The organism is Kitasatospora purpeofusca (assembly GCF_036010405.1).
Classification (GTDB): Bacteria; Actinomycetota; Actinomycetes; order Streptomycetales; family Streptomycetaceae; genus Kitasatospora; species Kitasatospora purpeofusca.
The window spans coordinates 92,346-110,947 of sequence record NZ_CP108561.1 but is presented as its reverse complement, the minus strand read 5'-3'; the positions used below and the strand labels follow the sequence as shown (position 1 = coordinate 110,947).

Below are 18,602 nucleotides of genomic sequence, written 5' to 3'. Positions count from 1 at the left end.
GATCGCGACGAGGGTTCGGCCCGCCTCAGGCCGCGCCGCTGACTCCGGCGGCGACGAAACGTCGATGGAGCGTCGTGAACCGCGCCCCGGGCTCGCCGGCGAGGCCGGCCTCCTGGACCGCCGCCGCGAAGCGCTCGGAGAAGAACTGTTCGAAGTCGGCGTGTGAGATCCTCACGTCGACACCCGCCGGTGCGCCGAGGTCGGCCGCGGCCCGCGTCGGCGCTCCAGTGCTCCAGCGCGATGTTTAAGCAGTCCAGGGCTGCGGCGGCGCGGACCGATTCGGCGAGGGTGGGTGGTCGGCCGGAACCAGTGCGGTCGGCGAGGGCTTGTGCGAGCAGGGTGCGCCAGCCGTTGGAGCCGCCTGCATCCGCGGTGATCAGCAACCGGGTGGCCTGCGGGTAGTCGTGACTGCCGGGGGCCTGCCACCAGCGGCGGATGGAGGTGAGGGCGAAGGCTGTCGTGTCGTGGTCGGTGCCGACGCTGACCCAGCCGGTGTTCGTGGCGACGTCGTGGATCCCGTACGGGATCGCCTTGCCCGGTCCCTGCCTGTCCAGGAAGTCGTGTGTCTTGACCTGGGCCGGAGCCCCCTTCGGCTCCCACTCGCGGCCTCCGTTCTCGTAGGGGCCGACCAGTTCCTTCTTCTTGGTGTCCACGCTGATCACCGGGTCGCCGGCACCCAGGTGTTCCTTGGCCCGTTGACCTCAGCCGCCAGAGCGACTGCCCTAACGAGCTCGTGCGTGGTTGGAGGGGCGACACTGGATCGTGATCCCTGACCATGGCCGTGTGATGGGGAACGAGTCTCGTGCAGCGATCATCAGGGACCGGAGGACCACAGGACTGTCGGCCGATGTGATTGCCGAACTCGTCGCCGAGGTAGCCTTTGCCTTCCGGCTTCGGCTCGCGCTGGTGATGGGCGGCATGTCGATCGACCGCCGGGCACCGAGCCGCAGAAGCACCGCATCGTTGACGCCGCCGCCGGACATGGTGATCCTGCCGCTCTGAGGCAGGCAAGGACCCGCGCCTCTCCCTCTCTCGCCGGGCACTGAGGGGCACCGGCCTGCACAGGCCGGCCGCCCGAGTCTGCCGGCCGGTACCCGCCAGGCATGGCCGACCGTGCGACCTCGACCGCTCACGCCCCCCGGAGCCCGACCCGCCCGACCAAGGGACGGTCAATGCCGTTCGAGATCACGCACGCGACCGCCCCGGCGCCGGGCGGCGTCAACGAGGCCGCCGTCGTCACCGGGCCGAGGTTCGCCATCGTCCTGGACGGCGCAACCGCCACCGGAGCCACGACGGGCTGCGCCCACGATGTCACCTGGTACGTCGAGCAGTTGGCGGGTCGCCTCTGCGCGCAACTGCTCACGCAGGGCCCGGCCCACCTGCGGGAGATCCTGCGCACCGCCCTGACCGCGCTGGTCGGGAGGCACGGCCGGACCTGTGACATGACGAACGCGGACAGTCCCTCTGCGACCGTAGCGGTGGTCCGTGAGCGCAGCGGCAGTCTGGACGTCCTGGTGCTCGACCACTCGCCCGTGGCGCTGCACCGGACCAACGGAGCGATCCTGTTTCGCTCGGACGGACACCGTCGTTGTGGCGGCCGGGCAGAGGGATCGTCACCCACTCGACGCGACTGCGGTCGTTGAGGCTGCTGTGCGGCCTTCGTCCGTCGTACCGGCCCTCGATCCACTGGATGATCGCAGGTCGGCCTGCGATCATCCAGTGGCCCCGGTTGCTGGCCAACTCCCTTGTGAAGGCGGCGAAGAAGGAGCAGGCAACGGCACGGTCCGATGCGGCCGACCTGAAGCGGAAGGCCATGCGGCCTGCCGTCGCTGTCAGGTGTCGGAGTAGCCGAGGTCGCCGATGGTCCAGCTGCTGATGTCTTCGATGGCGATGCGGTACATGCCGCCGGTGTGGGGCAGCGCGAAGTCGCCCTGAAGGATCTTCGCCCGGTGGAGGTGCAGGTGGGTCGGCCGCGCGGGCGGGCCGTCGGGGGGCGGGGCGAAGAGGGCGGCGAACGGCTTCAGGTGCTCCGAAGCATGGAGGACCTCCGCCACCCGTTCCCACCACAGGGTCACCGGTGCGAGTCTGCCGGTGATCACCGCTCCGGGGACCACCACGGTCAGGGACATCTGGTTGCTGTGCTCGGACTCGACCATCGCGGCGATGTCGACGAGCAGCCCGTCAGGGTTCGACATGCCCCAAGAATAGGCCACGGCGCCCATGGCTCAAGGGCCTGGGCGGGCGGCCGTGGCGGCCACGGGCCTCTCGCGGCCGCGCGGCAGGGGGTGTCTCCTGGTCGCCGTTCCGGCGCCCGCTGCCCGGGGACGCACCCTGTGTGCCGCGGTGTTCCCGGCCGGGAACCGCGTGCGTCCTGGGTCAGAGCTTGAACATCGCGGTGTAGGGCTGGGTGATGCGTTCGCGTCGCGATCCGAAGTCGACGAGTACCGCGATGTCGCTGTCGCCTTCGACTTCGATGGCGCGTCCGAGGCCGTAGGTGTCGTGGGTGACGCGGTCGCCGACGGCGAAGTGCTTGCGCGGTGCTTCGATCCGGGCCTTGAAGGGACTGGTGGGCAGGACGCGGCGAACTGCTGCAGATTTCGTCATCCCCTGCAGTATGCGCCGAAAATCGCGGGAGCGGGCCTTTTCCGGCATATTCGACTTCTCGGCTGCGGCAGGAATTTCGAGCACGCCGCCCGCAATGATCACCGGTGCCACTGGTGGGGCGCGGTGCGGGCCCGGCGTGGCAGGGCGGGCGGCTCGGGGCCTGCGCGACCCGCTGGTCCGGGGGAGCCGGGCAGCGGGTTCCGAAGGCACTGCGGCGGATGCCCGACCGGGCTGCCGATCAGGCGTGTTGACGGTCCGGCGGCCTCGTGGTCGGCGGCGCCCGGCGCGAGGTGCCGCAGAACCGGGGGCGGAATGTCCACCCGTGGCGGGCCCGGGCCTGCTACAGTGTCCTTAGTTGCAGTAGTGGTTCCCATGAACTTTGTGTGCGCCTGCTGATGTTTCGTAGGCGCCTTTTTGTTTCCCGGCTCTTCCCCGGGTGGGTGCTCATCGCGGTGACTCGGAGCGGGCACTGTGCACGTTCCGGAAAGTCCCCTTTGAAGGAGATTTCTTTATGGCTAATGGCACTGTGAAGTGGTTCAACGCGGAAAAGGGCTTCGGCTTCATCGAGCAGGAGGGTGGCGGCCCCGACGTCTTCGCCCACTACTCGAACATCAACGCCAACGGCTTCCGCGAGCTGCTCGAGGGCCAGAAGGTCGAGTTCGACGTCACGCAGGGCCAGAAGGGCCCGCAGGCCGAGAACATTCGTCCGCTGTAGTTTTTCTGCCACGGCACCCGCCTGGTAGCGAGGGGCCCGCACCGCGTACTTCATGTCCGGTGCGGGCTCCTCGGCATTGCGCCACGACGCACATCCCCGGCCGTTTCCGGCCCCCTGGCTCCGCCGCCGGCGGCCGTCCCCACGCGAGACGCACAGCGCCGCGTCCGGATCGCCGCCCCGCCGTGACAGCTCACGGTTCGAGGTTCTTCGCTCCCGCCCCGCGGTGAGCGCCGACTGCAGGTGACGTGCCGCACGGTTTCACCGTCCACGCCCCGCACCACACTTTCGGCCCGTTCCCTCAAGGCCTCCTGCCGGCGCCCCGCGCTGCGGAGCCGCCTCGCGACGTGCCGCCCCAGGAAGGTTTCCGCATGAACCGCTCCAGCCGCTCTTCGTACCAGAACGCCAACTCCCGCACCTCGGCCTCCTCCCGCTCCGGTGGTTCCTACGGGTCCCGCTCCGGCGGCGGTTCCTTCTACGGCGACCGGCCCTCCGGCGGCGGCCGGTACTCGTCCGGCCGGACCGGTCGTCAGGGTGGCTCCGTTCAGGGCGAGTTCGCGATGCCGGTGAGCACCACCCCGTCGCTGCCGGCCGTCGAGACGTTCGAGGAACTGGAGATGCCGAAGGCGCTGTTGTCGGTGCTGACCCGTCAGGGCGTCACCGCTCCGTTCCCGATCCAGGCCGCCACGCTGCCGAACTCGCTGGCCGGCCGGGACGTCCTCGGACGGGGCCGTACCGGCTCCGGCAAGACCATCGCGTTCGGCCTCGCCGTGCTGGCCAGGACCGCCGGGCAGCGGGCCGAACCGCGCCGCCCGCTGGCGCTGGTGCTGGTGCCCACCCGGGAGCTGGCGCAGCAGGTGACCGAAGCGCTGACGCCGTTCGCCCACGCGGTGCGGCTGCGGATGGCCACGGTCGTCGGCGGGATGTCGATCGGTCGGCAGGCGCAGACGCTGAACCGGGGCGCGGAGGTCGTGGTGGCCACCCCCGGCCGGCTCAAGGACCTGATCCAGCGCGGTGACTGCCAGCTGGACGGGGTCGGCATCACGGTGCTCGACGAGGCCGACCAGATGGCCGACATGGGCTTCCTGCCGCAGGTCACCGAGCTGCTGGAGCAGGTGGCCGAGGGCGGTCAGACGATGCTGTTCTCGGCGACCCTGGACCGCAACGTCGACCGGCTGGTGCGGCGCTTCCTCAAGGACCCGGTGACGCACTCGGTGGACCCGTCCGCCGGAGCGGTCAGCACGATGGAGCACCACGTGCTGCAGGTGCAGAACTTCGACAAGAACGCCACGATCGCGCACATCGCCTCCCGCGACGGCGGGGTGATCATGTTCATCGACACCAAGGACGGCGCCGACCGCCTGGTGGACGACCTGCTCGCCAACGGCGTGAAGGCCGCCGCCCTGCACGGCGGCAAGTCCCAGCCGCAGCGCAACCGGACCCTGGAGCAGTTCCGCAACGGCCAGGTCACCGCGCTGATCGCCACCAACGTCGCCGCCCGGGGCATCCACGTCGACGGCCTCGACCTGGTCGTCAACCTCGACCCGCCGAGCGACCACAAGGACTACCTGCACCGCGGCGGCCGCACCGCCCGGGCCGGGCAGTCCGGCACCGTCGTCACCCTGGTCCTGCCCAACCAGCGCCGCGGCATGGCCCGGATGATGGCCACCGCCGCCATCACCCCGATCACCACCCGCGTCAATGCCGGTGACGAGGAGCTGGCCCGCATCACCGGTGCCCGGGTGCCCACCGGAATCCCCGTCGTGATCGAGGCCCCCGTCGTGGAGCGCTCCCGCCGCAGCGCGTCCACGAGCCGCAACCGCCGCAGGCGCCCCGCCCTCACCGTCGGAGCCACCGGCACGGCCACCGCGGGCCGTGCCGGCCAGGGCTCCTCCGGCCGTCGCCGGGCCCCCCGCCGCGTCGCCCTCGCCGCCTAGCACGTACGTGGGGGCCCGGACCGCCGCCGCAGTCCGGGCCCCACCAACTCGCCGATCGCAGAGCAGTCTCGGTCCGCTCCGGCGCACCCGCCGGTTGTCCCACCGCCAGTGCCCCGACCACCGCCGGCCCCGGCGGAAACGACGCCAAGGAGTCCGCCGTGACCATCACCCTCGAATGCCCCGCTACCACCGCCACGGTCGGCGACCTCATGAAATGCCCGGAGCTGCAGATCAGTGAAGACATCATGGTCGACATTGCGATGGACGTCCTGCAGAGCTCCGGCGCCGACCACCTCCTGGTCCGCGACGACGACGGCCGCTGCGCGGGGCTGCTGACGCGCCTGCACCTGGCGCCGTTCCAGGCCCGGTCCTGGTACACCGAGCGGACCCCGGTGCGCGACATCATCCTCGACCGGGCGCCGTTCGCCACCGCCGACATGCCCGCCGCCACCGCGGCGGTCGCCATGCGCGCCCGGGGCCTGGCCGTGTGGCCGGTCGTCGACCACGACGGCCACGCCATCGGCCTGCTCACCCTCTGAACCCGCCCGCCGGCGCGCGCTCATCGGCCCGGTGACGGCGTCGTAGATATCCCCGACGCCCCCGGCCCGGCGCCCACAGGCCCGCGCGCGACGCCCCTTTGCCACACACGTCGGGGACCGCCGCCGCTGCGAGGCTCGCACACCACCGGGGCAGGGCTCACGCGCGGCACCCGGGCCGCACCATTACGGCGCAGCAGGGCAGCGAGCGGTTCGGTCGGTCGGAGCAGGTGGAGCTGCGCGCCTGCTTCAGGGGCCCGCAGGTGTGCGCGGAGGGGCTACGGCTCTCGCTCACTCCCGATGGCAGCGCCCCAGGCCGGTTCGATGGCGCCCGGCGCTCCTGCACGCCGTGGTGCCTGAACCTGCTGGTGGTCCCGCCGGAGAGCAGCGAGGCCGTGGCGGCCGGGCTGATGAACGCCGTGGCCGAACCCGCCAACACGCGCACAGCGAGCGAACTGCTCGCGCGGTGGACAACGCTCACCGCCACTTCGCACCGAGCCCCGCAGCAGAGGCCTGGGATCCCCCTCTGCCGCCGGCGGCAGAGGGGGATTCAGCGGCACTCCTGAACTCCGTACAGGGCTCGTATCTGAATAACTGTCAGGTTTGATCTCCCTTGTCGGCGGACTCGGGCAGAAGGGCTTGGAGCTGTTCGAGGGTTCGGGCGGGCGGTCCGGGCAGCGGTGTGACGTCGATGCGGTGTAGGTCAAGGAGCCGGTGGCCGTCCTGGAACTGGTTGGAGAGGTTGGTGCGGGTGACGCCCAGCAGCTGGGCCAGGAGGGTGCTGGTGATCGCCCGGCGACGGCGCAACAGCGCTGCCAGGAGGCGGTGGTAGTGGTCGATGCTGCTGGTCTGCGGGTGGAGGTAGCTGCGGGGACGGTGGAAGCGCCGCTGGAAGGCGGCCTCGGCGAGGGCGTCCCAGTACGGCTCCGAGACTGCCACCAGGCGCTCGAAGTCGGACCGTGGCATGCCGGTCAGGGCCGGATCGCTGAGCATCGCGGTCAGGGCGGGGTCGATCCGCCGGGCGGCCGCCGGCACCTCCGGGGGGCGGGGTGGAACGGGGGCGAGGGTGTAGTTCCAGTCGCCGTGGAATGCATCGGGCGTGATCGGCAGGGCCTGGAACTCGGCAGCGGCAACCGTGAAACCCAGGCGGTAGCTGCCGGTGTCCAGCTCGGCGCCGATGGTCAGGCCGGTTCGGGTGGTCGTCGCGGCTATCGTCTCGATGACGACCTCGTAGCTGGTCAGCGGTCGGCCGCGCCAGTTCGCGGTGATGTGGCAGAACATTCGGTGTTCGATCTTGTTCCAGTGTGTCCTGAATGCAGAGGGGAATTCGATGTAGGACGAGTTCTTGAGGCAGTGCTGCGTGACCGATGAAGGAATGGCCCTTCGAAGTCGCCCTGCGGGGGGAGGCTTCAAACCGCCTCATGCTGCGTTAGCCGAAGACTGTCGTGGTGAGCGATGAGGAAAAGGCGTCCAAGAGGCGTCAGGTGGGGATCAGGGAGACGAACGCAAGTGAATCGTTGCTGACGTGTCGAAAAGATTCCGACGACATCAAAACCGGGAAGCTTGGAACCGTCCCGGGATAAGCCTGGCGGGAGCCCGCCGACTGGCCAGGCGGTGTCCGGCATGGAGACGACGTGAACCTGGTCTGCTGCGGTCGCGTGGAACAGGAGAAGGCGCGGACCGATACAGCCCGTCCTGGTAGGGGCGGGCGAGAGGGAGCACCCCGAGCGGTAGTGCCGTGAAGGGGCCGAGTACCGATGCGGACGCGCCGGCGGACCGGCTCGTAGTAGTGAAGAAGCTCCTGTAATGGGGGTCGAGCGAAGGGGCCGGGTTGTTCGTGACTGAGCTGATCGCATCAACCGGAACATGTCCGGGAGGAGTTCGGTGAGCCAGTTGAAGTCACGGGCCAAACCGTTTGAGATTTCCAAGTGGGAAGTCAAGGAAGCATGGGAGGAAGTGAGGGCCAACAAGGGAGCACCGGGGGTGGATGGACAGAGTGTCGCCGACTTCGAGAAAGACCTGAAGAACAACCTCTACAAGGTCTGGAACAGGATGTCGTCGGGCTCCTATTTTCCTCCACCGGTGCGCGCGGTGGCTATTCCAAAGCCGCATGGCGGCGGCGAGAGAATCCTCGGGATTCCTGCTGTCGCTGACCGTGTGGCCCAAACCGTCGTGGCCCGGCACTTGGTGCGACGGGTGGATCCTGTTTTCCATCCGGACAGCTTCGGGTACCGGCCCGGACGGTCTGCCCTGGATGCCGTGGAGAAGTGTCGGGAACGCAGCTGGAAGCGGGACTGGGTAGTCGAGTTCGACATCTCCAAGTTCTTCGACAGTGTGCCCTGGGACCTCCTGGTCAAGGCAGTGGAAGCGCACACCGACGCCGTTTGGGTGAAGTTGTACGTGCAGCGGTGGCTCGCCGCCCCGCTCAAGATGCCCGACGGCACCCTGCTGGAACGGGAGCGCGGGACGCCGCAAGGCGCCCCGGTTTCTCCTGTCTTGGCGAACCTGTTCCTGCACTACGCGTTCGACGTCTGGATGGCCCGGGAGTTCCCGACCGTCCCCTTCGAACGCTACGCGGATGACGCGGTCGTGCACTGCGTCACTGAGCGTCAGGCCCGCCAGGTGCTGGCCGCGCTCTCGGACAGGATGGCCGAAGTCGGGCTGCATCTGCACCCGGCCAAGACCCGGATCGTGTACTGCCAGGACGGCCTGCGGCGTGGCTCGTACGAGCACACGTCGTTCACGTTCCTGGGGTTCACATTCCGCCAGCGCCAGATGCGGGACAAGAACGGCCGCATCAGATGGTCGTTCCGTCCTGCTGTCAGCAACGACGCCCTCAAACGACTCGGCGAGGAAGTCCGCTCCTGGCGGCTCCACCGGCGGGTCGACCTCACCGTGGAAGAGCTCGCGAAGCGGATCAATCCGATCGTCGCGGGCTGGATGCAGTACTACGGCCGGTTCTACCGATCGGCCCTGTATCCGATCCTGATGCGCATCAATGCCTACCTGGTGCGCTGGCTCCGTAACAAGTACAAACGGTTTCGCGCGATGAGGAAGGCCATCGCGGCCTTCCAGAGGGCAGCCAAGCGCCGCCCGGGGACGTTCGCGCAGTGGAGGTGGACCAGTTCCCCCTCCCTGGCCTGGTGATCAGGACGACAGGAGCCGTATGACGGGAGATCGTCACGTACGGATCTGTGGGAGCCGGAGGGTGAGAATCCCTCCGGCTACCCGACCTTCGACGTGCCCGGCGGGAAGTGGCGGACCGTGATCTCCAGGCCGCTCTCCAGGGCGAAGGCGGCGAGGTGCTTCTTCCAGGTCCAGCGGCGGGGATCGTTGGAGCCGCCGGCGTCGGCGGTGATCAGCAACCGGGTGGCGTTCGGGTGGTGCACCCGTCCCCGGTTCCGCCACCAGCGGCGTATGGACTCGACCGCGAACTCGGCGGTGTCGTGGTCGGTCCCGACGTTGACCCAGCCGGTGTTGGTCGCGATGTCGTAGATTCCGTACGGGATGGCGACGGGTTGGTCGCTGGTGGTGAAGGTGTGGCAGTCGACCTCGATCGGATTCTTGCCCGGCCTCCAGGTGCGGCCGGGCCGGTCGCGGCTGCCGAGCCATTCCTTGGCCTTGGTGTCGACGCTGATCACCGGCTGCCGGTCGTCGAGAAAGGCAGCGGCCGTGGCGTTCAAGTGGCCGAACTGGGCGTCGCGGTCCGGATGGCCGGCGCCTTCGGTGGTCTTGACGGTGCCCTGCAGGCTGTAGCCCCGGCCGTGCAGCAGACGCCCGACGGTTGCGGCACTGACCGGATGGCCCTGCGACGTGAGGGTCGAGGCCAGGCTCCGCAGTGACAAGGTGGTCCACCGCAGCGGCGAGACGGGATCACCCCGGGTGTGCGGCTCGATCAGCGCCTCGAGCGCCGCCGACAGCCCGGGGTCGGTGATCGTCAACGGCTTACGGCCGGCTCCCGCAGCCCTGACCCTCCGCGTCGGCACAGGGTCCCCGGTCAGCTCGGTCACGCCACGCGAGACGGTGGAAGCACTGGTCCCGGAGGCGGCGGCTACCAGTGAGATCCCTCCGTGGCCGATCGCCACAGCTTCGCTGGCCAGGTAGAGCCGACGGCGCCGCTCGTCGAGATGCGGCAGGATCCGATCGAACTTGGCCCGTAATGCGGTGACGGGCGGACGCACAGGCATGGTCCACCCTCCCACCAACTCCACAAGAGCAAGCAGTAATTGAAATACAAGCCCACACCTGCGAGGAGAACTGGCAAATCCGGTGAGCGCGGAGTGCATCAACATCCCCGAGACGGGGCGGCTCCGCCCTGCCTGCCTTCGCCCGCGCAACTACACGAACTCCACCGCAACCGTCTTCCTCGACGAGGACTGCAACGGGGACACCTACTACGTCATGCCCCCGGGCAAGAAGCTCGGCGACCGTCTGCGGCTCCGCTCCGTCGTCTTCGGCTGACGCCCCAGCCGCACCGGAGGCGAGGCCGGGCCCTTCGGCGAACGGGCCCGGCCTCGCCTGCACTGGCGGGCATCCGCTGATGGGGCGGCCGCGATTCGCTCGACCGGACGCAGCGCCGGCGACGGGTGCGGCCACCTGCGCCGCGAACGTCACTGCGAGGGGCTGTGCGCGCTCCCCTGGACAATGCCGAGGCCGGATCCGTTGGCGGCCCGGGCGGTGGGAAGCGTGGGCCCGGGCCGGAAGCAGGCCGGGCTCGGGCCCACACCGCGGGGCACGCGTCATGACCCGGGCCGAACGGTAGGGGATGGACGCCGCAGGTGTGAACTCCACCGGGAAGGCGTGCCGCTCGTACGGGGCAGGGCTTGCCGGCACCCGGCGAGGCGGGGTTGCGGGCGATCCTGCGTCGGTCGGCGCTCGTGTCCGGGCGGCCTGTCGTGAGCGCGTGTCGTTCGCCGTGGTCCGGTCCGGTCGGTCTGGTGTGTGGGTCAGGTGTCGGTGGTGGGTTGTTGTCCGGTGTTGTGGCGGAGTTGTTCGTTGATGCGCAGGGCTTCTTCGAGTTGGTCTTCGAGGATGATGATGCGGCAGGCGGCGTCGATGGGTGTGCCCTGGTCGACGAGGTCGCGGGCGCGCATGGCGATCCGTAGTTGGTAGCGGGAGTAGCGGCGGTGTCCGCCTTCGGAGCGCAGGGGTGTGATGAGTCCCTGGTCGCCGAGGGTGCGCAGGAAGCCGGGGGTGGTGCCGGTCATCGCGGCGGCGCGGCCCATGGTGTAGGCGGGGTAGTCGTCGTCGTCGAGGGAGTCGGGGGTGTGCGGTCGAATGGTTGCCGTGGTCACTGCACCTCTTCTTGTTGTCGTGTCGGGGACGCGCTGAGGGGCCCCGGGGCCGTAGCGGCTCCCGGGGCCCCGAAGGGTTTTACACCATCTACCGGCCCTTGGGCCGGGTTCCTTGTGTCCGCACCGCCCCGGGGGAGGGGGAGTGCGGGGATCGCGTATGCGTGACCGGAAACCACCGTCCTTGCCTTGGGGTCCACGGAGTCCGCCCGGGTGACTGCTTCACGGGCCGGGCGATCCTGATGGCGCTGCGTCCCCTCCGTTCATCCTCTGTACTGGCCGGTTACTGCAAACTGCGGGTACTTCCAACCACCTGGCTCCGGCAGCCGGCCCCGTCGCCCGTCCCGCTGGACCTGCTCGGCTCGGAGCCCCACTGCCGGACTCCCAGCACGCGCGCCCGCAGCCTGGGCGCCTTCACTGGGATACCGCGTACTGCGACTGCCGGTACTGCCCAACTCGACTTCACCTACGGACACTGCACTTGCTCAACTGCGTTACCACTTGGTGGCGGCCCCTGATTCCTGCGGGCCGCCCGGCCCGGCCACCGGTCCTGTCGCCTTACTGCACCATCCCTGGCTTCAGGACCCTGCAACCGTGCCGACCTGCGCACTTCCGTACTGCTGCCCGCCAGTTCGTGTCTGGCGGGTACCGCTGGACTGCTGTCTACGAGAGAAACACTAACCACGGTGCGCGGCAATGTCTACTCCGGCGGGAACAGATTTTCCGGTGTCGGTCGGGGAGGTAGTCTTCGCACCGCAAGGGGCGGGGCGGCCGGTCGCCGCAGCCCCATCAGGATGGAGGGCGCCGGGCCGACGGCCCGGGACGACGAGTGAAAGGGGTGCCGGCGGTGGAAGGGCCGCAGGCCGCGCGGCGGGCACACGCCCCCGACCCCTGTGCTCAGGCGTCGCTGGCGAGGGCCATCGCAGAAGCCGTGCGGGACCGCGACGAGCGGGTCCTGCGCCGGCTGCTGGCCCGCTTCGCCGAGCAGGCCGTCATCACGGACCTGCCCGCCCTGCGCGACGCCCTCGACACCGCGCGGCACCGCGGCGATCGCCCGCCGGATGCCCGGTAGGGCCGCGCCGGCCCCTGCCGGATTCAGAAGGCGCGGGCGCCGGCATCACAGGTCGGGCAGAGGTAGCCGGCCCAGCGCGGCGGATACCACCCCTGCCCCGGCCGCTGCGGGCTCCACCGGTCGACGACCATGGCCGCAGTGTCCGGTCCGCACACGGTCGGCGCCCCCGGGCCGCGGGGGCGCCCGGGTGGGAACGGACCGCCCCGGCCGGGGTCGGGCTGATCGTCAACCCACGCTCCCGGCCGATCCGCTCCGCGATCACGGTGACCGGCATCGTCGGGGCCTGCTTCAGCAGCTCACGGACCGCCGGTTCCACCGTGTCCACCGCCGAGCCCTTCAACGGCCGCCGGTACTTCGGCGGCTGGTCCGAGGACAGCGCCCGCGACACCGTGCCACGCGAGATCCTCGGCTGCCGGGCCACGGCCGGGCCGAGAACCCCTCCGCCCGGTGCAACCGGCGAATCCCGGCCCAGTCCTACACGCGGATCACCCTCTCTTCCTCCTGACCTCCAAGCATTGAAGCCAGGATGATCAAGAGATCGCAGAGCGGCCCGCTTTTGATGTGGGCGGAGCGGGATCGGTCCTTGGTGAAAGTGAATGCGACCTCGCTGATCCGGCTGGGGATCCGACTGATGTTCTCCCCGTACTCCTCGTTGCCGAATTCGGGATCGATCCGGGCAGGATCGATCATCGGACGACCCATGCCATGGCTGAGCGCATACGCCCCCCGCCGGTGCGTACGAGCAGAAGCCCGGCCCAGGTCCGGTCCTCCTCGCCGACCAACTCGGCTCCCTGTCCGGTGGAACAGGAGGCAGGCGGGGGCTCGGAGGTGTCGACCTGGCGTCCGAACTCGGTCAGCGGGTTGTCGTTCCGCTGCACTCACGCCCTCTCCAGGGTGTCGGCCGTAGCGAACGCCTGCCTGGCAGAGGGTTCCTGGCAGTTGTGGACGCTTTTGACCGCAGTCACCACCAGATACTCCCGCCAGTCCACATTCGTGCACCCGGCGGGCCCGATTACGCGCTTTTCCGGAGTAACCTGGAAGGTGCCGGAGAACTTACCGGAAGGACGATCGCGAGGAGGTGCTTATGCAGATCAGTGGAGCAGGAGCCCTGATTCTGCGACTCGTGATCGCGAAATCCCATCCCGGCCTTTCGGGCGGGAGATGACGGGGTCACTGAGGTGTCGGGGGGCGCAGGTACAAATCCTGTTGTTCGGCGTTTATACAGGGCGTGGGCCGTTTCCGCAGAGATGCGGAGGCGGCCTTTTGTTCTGCCAGGTGGCAGTCGCGGTGGGCCCGACGGGTCCGCTCCCTGTCGACGGGAGGAGACATGACGGGTCCCGGCGGCCAACGTTCCGTAGTGGTCGGCGTCGATCCCGAACACCCCAGTCGTATGGTGCTCGCCTGGGCCGCCGACGAGGCGGACCGGCGCCGTCTACCGGTCCATGTCGTGCAGGTGCGGAAACCCGTGGCCCGCGAGGCCGGCTGGCCCCGGCTCTGGCCCGAACTCCACGAACGTGGCCGACTGCTCCGTACCGCAGGTGAGCACGCGCTCGACGAGGCGGCTCGCTTCATCGGCGAACGCCGTCCCGCCCTGCAGGTGTCGGCCCGGCTCATCGACGGGGACCCGGCCGAGGTACTGAACAGGCAGGCCGGGCTGGCAGTGGTGCTGGTCCTCGGCTCACGACCGCTCTCCGGCGTCCGGGAACTGTTCCACTCGGGGGCGGTGACTCTGCCACTGATCGCGCACGCGAACTGTCCGGTGGTGGTGGTCCGGGACCCGGAGCACATCACCCAGCAGCCGGCGTACGTCGTCGTCGGTGTCGACGGCAGCCGAACGTCGCAGGACGCCGTGGACTACGCCTTCGAAGCCGCAGCACTGCGGGGCGCCGAGTTGCGCGCCCTGTACGCCTGGAATCCTTCGCGTCTCTCGGCGGCCGACGAGTACCGGGCGGAGCAGGAGTCCCGCCGGGTGCTCGCGGAAACAGCCGCCGGGCGGCGGGTTCCCTACCCGGAGGTGGTGCTCAAGCACGAGGTGGTGCGCGGACATCCGGTGGCCGTTCTGGCCGAGGCCTCCAAGCATGCTCTGGCCCTGGTTGTCGGCACACGGGGCGCCGGGGGGTTCACCGGTCAGTTGCTCGGGTCCGTCGGCCAAGGAGTTCTGCATCACGCTCGCTGTCCTGTCGCCACCGTGCCGGGGCCGGTCGGGCCTGGCGGACCCACGCGAGGGGCCTCGGGCTGAGCGGCGACGAAGTGCCCGGCACGCTGCAGGGGATCTGCGCCGCGTTCGGCCGTGCCGAGGTCCGCGACGCCATCGACGTCCACGGCCCTCTGCAGGCCGGAGACTCCCGCGAGCGCCCCACCGAACCCGCCGCCCGGAACCATGCCGGCCGAGGCTGCCGCGGAGGTCCCGAACTATCTGCGGCAGCGATCTGTGGCCCTACAAGTCCCAGCCGCTGACCGAGCACCCGCGGCAGATGGGCCACGAGTTCCTGGGCGTGGTCGAGGAGACCGGCCCGCAGGTGTCCACCGTCAAGCCGGGGGACGTGGTGGTGACCCCGTTCACCTACAGCGACGGCACCTGCGAATACTGCCGCGCAGGGCTGCACACCTCCTGCGAACACGGCGGCCCGTGGGGCGTGAACGGCGTGGACGGCGGCCAGGGCCAGGCCGCCCGCGTCCCCTACGCCGACGGCACCCTGGTCGAGCGCCGCGCTGGGCCGCGACGCGCAGCTGACCGGCCACCTGCAACGCGCCCTGGGCAACGGCCTGAGCCACGACGAGCTCGCCGAGGCCATCACCCATCTCGCGTTCTACGCCGGCTGGCCCGCTGCCATGACTGCCACCACGCTCCTGGCCCAGATCACCGACACCCCCGCCACCGACGACCAGACCCGCTGAGGAGCATCCCCGTGCAGCACCTGACCCTGAACAACGGCGTAACCATGCCCGCCCTCGGCTTCGGCGTCTTCCAGACACCGCCCGACGTCACCGAACAGGCCGTCACCTCCGCCCTGGAGAGCGGCTACCGCCTCATCGACACCGCCGCCGCCTACGCCAACGAACGCGAGGTCGGCAACGCCATCCGCAACTCCGGCCTGCCCCGCGAGGACGTCTTCATCGGGACCAAGGTCTGGATCAGCGACTACGGCTACGACCAGACCCTGCACGCCTTCGACAAGAGCGCCGGCAAGCTCGGCGTCGAGACCATCGACCTGTTCATCCTCCACCAGGCCCTACCCGGCCGCTTCGACCTCTCCACCGAGGCATACCGGGCACTGGAGCAGCTGCTCGCCGACGGCAAGGTGCGCGCGATCGGCGTCAGCAACTTCATGCCCGACCACCTCGACGCCCTCCTGAAGACCGCGTCCGTGGTCCCGGCCGTCAACCAGGTCGAGGTCCACCCCTACTTCACCCAGCCCGCCGTCCAGGCCGCCGACGCCGCCCACGGCATCCTCACCCAGGCGTGGTCACCCATCGGCGGCATCACCAGCTACCGCGGCACCGGCACCGGCACCAGCACCAGCACCTTCGACGACCCGACCATCACCGCCATCGCCGCCGCCCACGGCAAGACCCCCGCCCAGGTCATGCTCCGCTGGCACCTCCAGCAAGGCCGCAACGCCATCCCCAAGTCCGTCCGCCCCCAGCGCATCGCCGAGAACATCGACATCTTCGACTTCCAGCTCACCCCCGCCGAACTCGACGCCATCGACGCACTCAACACCGGCACCCGCGGCGGCCCCGAACCCGAGGCCATCACCCTCGAAGCCTTCGGTCGCGACATCCCCGAAGCCTGACCCGCCCCTGCACGCCAAGTCCTCGTAGACCGTGGCACCGCCCGTAGAACCAGGTGCCCCGTGCCACGTGGGCTTGGCACGTTCGATTCCAAGCGGCAATCATCTGCTGCTGAATCTCGGGTTCTGGCTCACAGAAGTTGAGCCAGAACCGGTTCTCGTGAACAGAGCCACAGCTCACCGTCCAGCACCGCCGCCAACTCCTGGCCGGCCCCGCCCCGACCGCGAGTGGTTCCCCGCCTCCGGTCCCGACCGTGACCGGTCCGGCCGGTCCGCCCGGACCGGCCGTGACGGAGTCCTCCAGCGCTTCCCCCGGCGGGGGAGGCCGGCTCGCGCACACGGGCACCGCCGTCGCGCTCGCCGCTCTGGTGGGCGTCGCCGCCCTGTTCGCGGGCGTCGTCCTGGTCCGGCTCGCCCGCCGGAGCCGCCACGGCTGACCGGCGACCCGGCCTCGGGCGGCTCGCCGTCGCTCGTGGTCCCGCAGTGCCACAGTCTGTCGCGCGTGCCAGGGGATCCAGGATCTCCTGGCACGCGCGACAGGCCCTCGCCGAACCTCGATCGGGATATACATAAACGATTCATATAAAGCCGCTATGCTTCTGGCATGAGTCTCCCAGACGCCGCGCACGACGCTCCCGATGCCATCGCGTCAGCCCTCTACGGTCTGGCCACCCGGGCTGTGAGACGCCTTCCCCGCGACATGAGCCTGACGTCCGCCGCCACCCTGGCCACCCTGGACAGGACCGGCCCGCGACGGATCACCGATCTGGCGGCGGCCGAGGGCGTCACCCAGCCCGCGATGACCGTCCTGGTCCGGGTGCTGGAGGAATCCGGGCTGGTCGAGCGGAAGGGCGATCCGTCCGACAAGCGGGTCACGCTGGTGTGCCTGACCGAGGACGGCGCGTCGTACGTCCGGACCCGGCGCCGAGCGGGCGTCGACGCGTACGCGCGGTTGATCGACGAGCTCACCGGTGACGAGGTCGAGGCCCTGGCAGCGGCCCTTCCGGCGCTGCGGCACCTGGCGGAGCTCGAAAGCCACGCCCGCGAGGAGACGGACCGGTGACCGCCGCCCGGGCCCACGACCGGCCCACGGACGCCGCCCCGATCCCGTCCGAGGCACGTCCGCTGGTCCCCGCCCTGGTGTTCGTCGCCCTGGTCGTGGCGGCGGTCGCCAGCCTCGGGACGCCGCTCGTCACCAGCGTGGCGACCACGTTCCACGTCTCCCTCGACAGCGCGCAGTGGACGCTGACCATCGCCCTGCTCAGCGGCGCCGTCGCCACCCCCGTCCTCGGCCGGCTCGGCGCCGGGCCGCACCGGCGGGCCACGATTCTCGCCACGCTGGCGATCGTCGTCGCCGGCAGCGCACTCACTGTGCTGCCACTGCCGTTCGCCTGGCTGCTCGTGGGCAGGGCGGCCCAAGGCGTCGGACTCGGCCTCACGGCGCTGATGATGGGCGTGGCCCGCGACCATCTCCCCGAGGACCGCGGCGCGGCCACGATCGCCCTGATCTCGGTGGTCTCCGTCGTCGGAGCAGGCGTCGGCTACCCGCTGGCCGCGCTGCTCGCCGAGTTCGGCGGACTGCGGGCCGCCTACGGCCTCGGCCTGCTCGTCACCGCCCTCGCCCTCGTGACCGCGTGGCGCTCCGTGCCCGCGGCTCCCGAAGGCCGCTCCGCCCACGTGAACGTGGCCGCCGCGCTCGTCCTGGCGGGCGGACTGGCCCTCGTCCTGTTCCTGGCCGGCGGGAGGAGCCTGTGGAGCCGGCACCTCACCGTGGCGGTGACCCTCGCCGTCGTCGCCGTACTCCTGCTCTGCGTCTGGACCGTCTCCGAACTGCGGACCAGGACACCCCTGGTCGGCGTCCGGGCGGTACGGCACCCGGCGGTCGCCGGGGCGAACATCGCCATGTTCGTCGGCGGGAGCGGCATGTACCTCCTGCTCACGCTCGTCACCCGCTACGCGCAGACACCGCAAAGCGCCGGCTACGGCTTCGGACTGACCACCTTCGTGGCGGGGCTGGTCCTCGTCCCGTTCTCCGTGCTGGGGTTCGTCGCCGGCAGGATCACGCAGCGGGTCCGTGAACGGATCGACGGCCCCCTGCTCCTGGCCGGCAGTGCCGTCGTCGTCGGCTGCGGGTTCGTGCTGTTCGCGACCGCCCGGTCCAACCTGGCCGAACTGCTCGCGGTCATGGGCGTGCTCGGCTTCGGCGTCGGCGGCTTCTCGGCCGCGGTGCCCGGCGTCATCCTGGCCGTCACCCCGAAGAGCGAGACGTCGAGCGCGATGAGCTTCAACTACGTCGTCCGCAGCGTCGGGTACTCCCTGGGCAGCGCCGTCGGCGGCCTGGTCCTGGCCGCCGGCACCGCCACGGGCCGCCTCTTCCCGGACGACGACGCCTACACGACCGCGGCACTGGCCGGCGTCGCCGTGATGGCGGCCACGACGACGGCCGCCCTCGCCCTCGCCCGCCGACGCCCGCCCGGGACCGATCCGGTCACCGGTTCGGCCGGTGCGCCTGGCCCGGGCGGGGCGGGTCGGACCGGACCCTGAGGACCGAAGCCGCCCGACTCCGACGACGACTCCGTGACGGTGGCCAACCGGCTGCTGCCCGCCCCCACGCTTGCAACATCGGTGACACCGCTTCACCGACGACGACGACGCC

Annotated in this window: 19 protein-coding genes and 4 pseudogenes; 15 read left to right on the top strand and 8 right to left on the bottom strand. The window is 70.2% G+C overall.

Annotated features, from left to right (window positions below; all coding sequences use genetic code 11):
- Window positions 1-25 precede the first annotated feature (25 nt).
- On the bottom strand, window positions 26-175 hold the full coding sequence (locus OG715_RS00530) for a hypothetical protein (RefSeq protein WP_327063501.1): 150 nt from the start codon (window positions 173-175) through the stop codon (window positions 26-28).
- Between the two features lie 139 nt (window positions 176-314).
- A pseudogene (locus tag OG715_RS00525) lies at window positions 315-695 on the bottom strand (ISAzo13-like element transposase-related protein); the annotation flags it as partial.
- Between the two features lie 88 nt (window positions 696-783).
- Here OG715_RS00525 and OG715_RS00520 point away from each other — a divergent pair.
- Together OG715_RS00520 and OG715_RS00515 are read left to right on the top strand one after the other, a co-directional pair.
- A complete protein-coding gene (locus tag OG715_RS00520) occupies window positions 784-1,002 on the top strand; it encodes a hypothetical protein (RefSeq protein WP_327063500.1) in 219 nt (72 codons plus the stop codon).
- Window positions 1,003-1,172: 170 nt separating this feature from the next.
- Window positions 1,173-1,643 carry a hypothetical protein gene (locus OG715_RS00515; RefSeq protein ID WP_327063499.1) on the top strand — a complete coding sequence of 157 codons (471 nt, stop codon included), beginning with the start codon at window positions 1,173-1,175 and terminating at the stop codon, window positions 1,641-1,643.
- A gap of 189 nt (window positions 1,644-1,832) precedes the next feature.
- Here OG715_RS00515 and OG715_RS00510 read toward each other — a convergent pair whose 3' ends face one another.
- Both OG715_RS00510 and OG715_RS00505 read right to left on the bottom strand, forming a co-directional pair.
- On the bottom strand, window positions 1,833-2,195 hold the full coding sequence (locus tag OG715_RS00510; RefSeq protein ID WP_327063498.1) for a hypothetical protein: 363 nt from the start codon (window positions 2,193-2,195) through the stop codon (window positions 1,833-1,835).
- 181 nt (window positions 2,196-2,376) lie between these two features.
- Window positions 2,377-2,604 (bottom strand): hypothetical protein, encoded by a 228-nt coding sequence (locus OG715_RS00505; protein WP_327064194.1) that lies wholly within the window; start codon window positions 2,602-2,604, stop codon window positions 2,377-2,379.
- A 511-nt stretch (window positions 2,605-3,115) separates the two neighbouring features.
- On the opposite strand from OG715_RS00505, the gene OG715_RS00500 reads away from it, so the two are divergent.
- From OG715_RS00500 to OG715_RS00490, 3 genes are all read left to right on the top strand, one after another.
- The gene (locus OG715_RS00500; protein WP_030918248.1) at window positions 3,116-3,319 is read left to right on the top strand and encodes a cold-shock protein; all 204 of its coding nucleotides are present in this window, start codon (window positions 3,116-3,118) and stop codon (window positions 3,317-3,319) included.
- Window positions 3,320-3,687: 368 nt separating this feature from the next.
- Window positions 3,688-5,253, top strand: a complete 1,566-nt coding sequence (locus OG715_RS00495; protein WP_327063497.1) for a DEAD/DEAH box helicase — start codon at window positions 3,688-3,690, stop codon at window positions 5,251-5,253.
- 158 nt (window positions 5,254-5,411) lie between these two features.
- Window positions 5,412-5,792 (top strand): CBS domain-containing protein, encoded by a 381-nt coding sequence (locus OG715_RS00490; RefSeq protein WP_327063496.1) that lies wholly within the window; start codon window positions 5,412-5,414, stop codon window positions 5,790-5,792.
- A 547-nt stretch (window positions 5,793-6,339) separates the two neighbouring features.
- On the opposite strand, the pseudogene OG715_RS00485 reads toward OG715_RS00490, so the two are convergent.
- Window positions 6,340-7,091, bottom strand: a pseudogene (locus OG715_RS00485) (ISAzo13-like element transposase-related protein); the annotation flags it as partial.
- Between the two features lie 582 nt (window positions 7,092-7,673).
- Here OG715_RS00485 and ltrA point away from each other — a divergent pair.
- The gene (ltrA, locus tag OG715_RS00480; protein ID WP_266272552.1) at window positions 7,674-8,936 is read left to right on the top strand and encodes a group II intron reverse transcriptase/maturase; all 1,263 of its coding nucleotides are present in this window, start codon (window positions 7,674-7,676) and stop codon (window positions 8,934-8,936) included.
- An 86-nt stretch (window positions 8,937-9,022) separates the two neighbouring features.
- Here the strand turns inward: ltrA and OG715_RS00475 are convergent.
- Window positions 9,023-9,976: pseudogene (locus OG715_RS00475) on the bottom strand (ISAzo13 family transposase); the annotation flags it as partial.
- 82 nt (window positions 9,977-10,058) lie between these two features.
- Here OG715_RS00475 and OG715_RS00470 point away from each other — a divergent pair.
- Window positions 10,059-10,250 (top strand): hypothetical protein, encoded by a 192-nt coding sequence (locus OG715_RS00470; protein WP_327063495.1) that lies wholly within the window; start codon window positions 10,059-10,061, stop codon window positions 10,248-10,250.
- A gap of 485 nt (window positions 10,251-10,735) precedes the next feature.
- Here the strand turns inward: OG715_RS00470 and OG715_RS00465 are convergent, their stop codons facing one another.
- Entirely contained in the window at window positions 10,736-11,083 is a 348-nt protein-coding gene (locus tag OG715_RS00465) for a MerR family transcriptional regulator (RefSeq protein ID WP_327063494.1), read from the bottom strand.
- A 928-nt stretch (window positions 11,084-12,011) separates the two neighbouring features.
- Here OG715_RS00465 and OG715_RS00460 point away from each other — a divergent pair.
- The gene (locus tag OG715_RS00460) at window positions 12,012-12,152 is read left to right on the top strand and encodes a hypothetical protein (protein WP_327063493.1); all 141 of its coding nucleotides are present in this window, start codon (window positions 12,012-12,014) and stop codon (window positions 12,150-12,152) included.
- A 474-nt stretch (window positions 12,153-12,626) separates the two neighbouring features.
- Here OG715_RS00460 and OG715_RS00455 read toward each other — a convergent pair whose 3' ends face one another.
- A complete protein-coding gene (locus OG715_RS00455) occupies window positions 12,627-12,842 on the bottom strand; it encodes a hypothetical protein (RefSeq protein WP_327063492.1) in 216 nt (71 codons plus the stop codon).
- Between the two features lie 637 nt (window positions 12,843-13,479).
- Here OG715_RS00455 and OG715_RS00450 point away from each other — a divergent pair.
- The 7 genes and pseudogenes from OG715_RS00450 (at window position 13,480) to OG715_RS00425 (ending at window position 18,490) form a co-directional block, all read left to right on the top strand.
- The gene (locus OG715_RS00450) at window positions 13,480-14,391 is read left to right on the top strand and encodes a universal stress protein (RefSeq protein WP_327063491.1); all 912 of its coding nucleotides are present in this window, start codon (window positions 13,480-13,482) and stop codon (window positions 14,389-14,391) included.
- A pseudogene (locus tag OG715_RS42315) lies at window positions 14,315-14,827 on the top strand (alcohol dehydrogenase catalytic domain-containing protein); the annotation flags it as partial. The gene OG715_RS00450 and the pseudogene OG715_RS42315, both read left to right, overlap by 77 nt.
- Before the next feature lie 37 nt (window positions 14,828-14,864).
- Window positions 14,865-15,050, top strand: a complete 186-nt coding sequence (locus OG715_RS00445; protein ID WP_407661081.1) for a carboxymuconolactone decarboxylase family protein — start codon at window positions 14,865-14,867, stop codon at window positions 15,048-15,050.
- 11 nt (window positions 15,051-15,061) lie between these two features.
- Window positions 15,062-15,949 (top strand): aldo/keto reductase, encoded by an 888-nt coding sequence (locus OG715_RS00440; protein ID WP_327063490.1) that lies wholly within the window; start codon window positions 15,062-15,064, stop codon window positions 15,947-15,949.
- A 284-nt stretch (window positions 15,950-16,233) separates the two neighbouring features.
- Window positions 16,234-16,383: a hypothetical protein gene (locus OG715_RS00435; RefSeq protein ID WP_327063489.1), complete on the top strand. Its 150-nt coding sequence runs from the start codon at window positions 16,234-16,236 to the stop codon at window positions 16,381-16,383.
- A 167-nt stretch (window positions 16,384-16,550) separates the two neighbouring features.
- Window positions 16,551-17,009 (top strand): MarR family winged helix-turn-helix transcriptional regulator, encoded by a 459-nt coding sequence (locus OG715_RS00430; RefSeq protein ID WP_407660929.1) that lies wholly within the window; start codon window positions 16,551-16,553, stop codon window positions 17,007-17,009.
- Complete coding sequence (locus tag OG715_RS00425) at window positions 17,006-18,490, top strand: MFS transporter (RefSeq protein WP_327063488.1); 1,485 nt, start codon at window positions 17,006-17,008, stop codon at window positions 18,488-18,490. The genes OG715_RS00430 and OG715_RS00425 overlap by 4 nt, the downstream gene beginning before the upstream one ends.
- Window positions 18,491-18,602 lie beyond the last annotated feature (112 nt).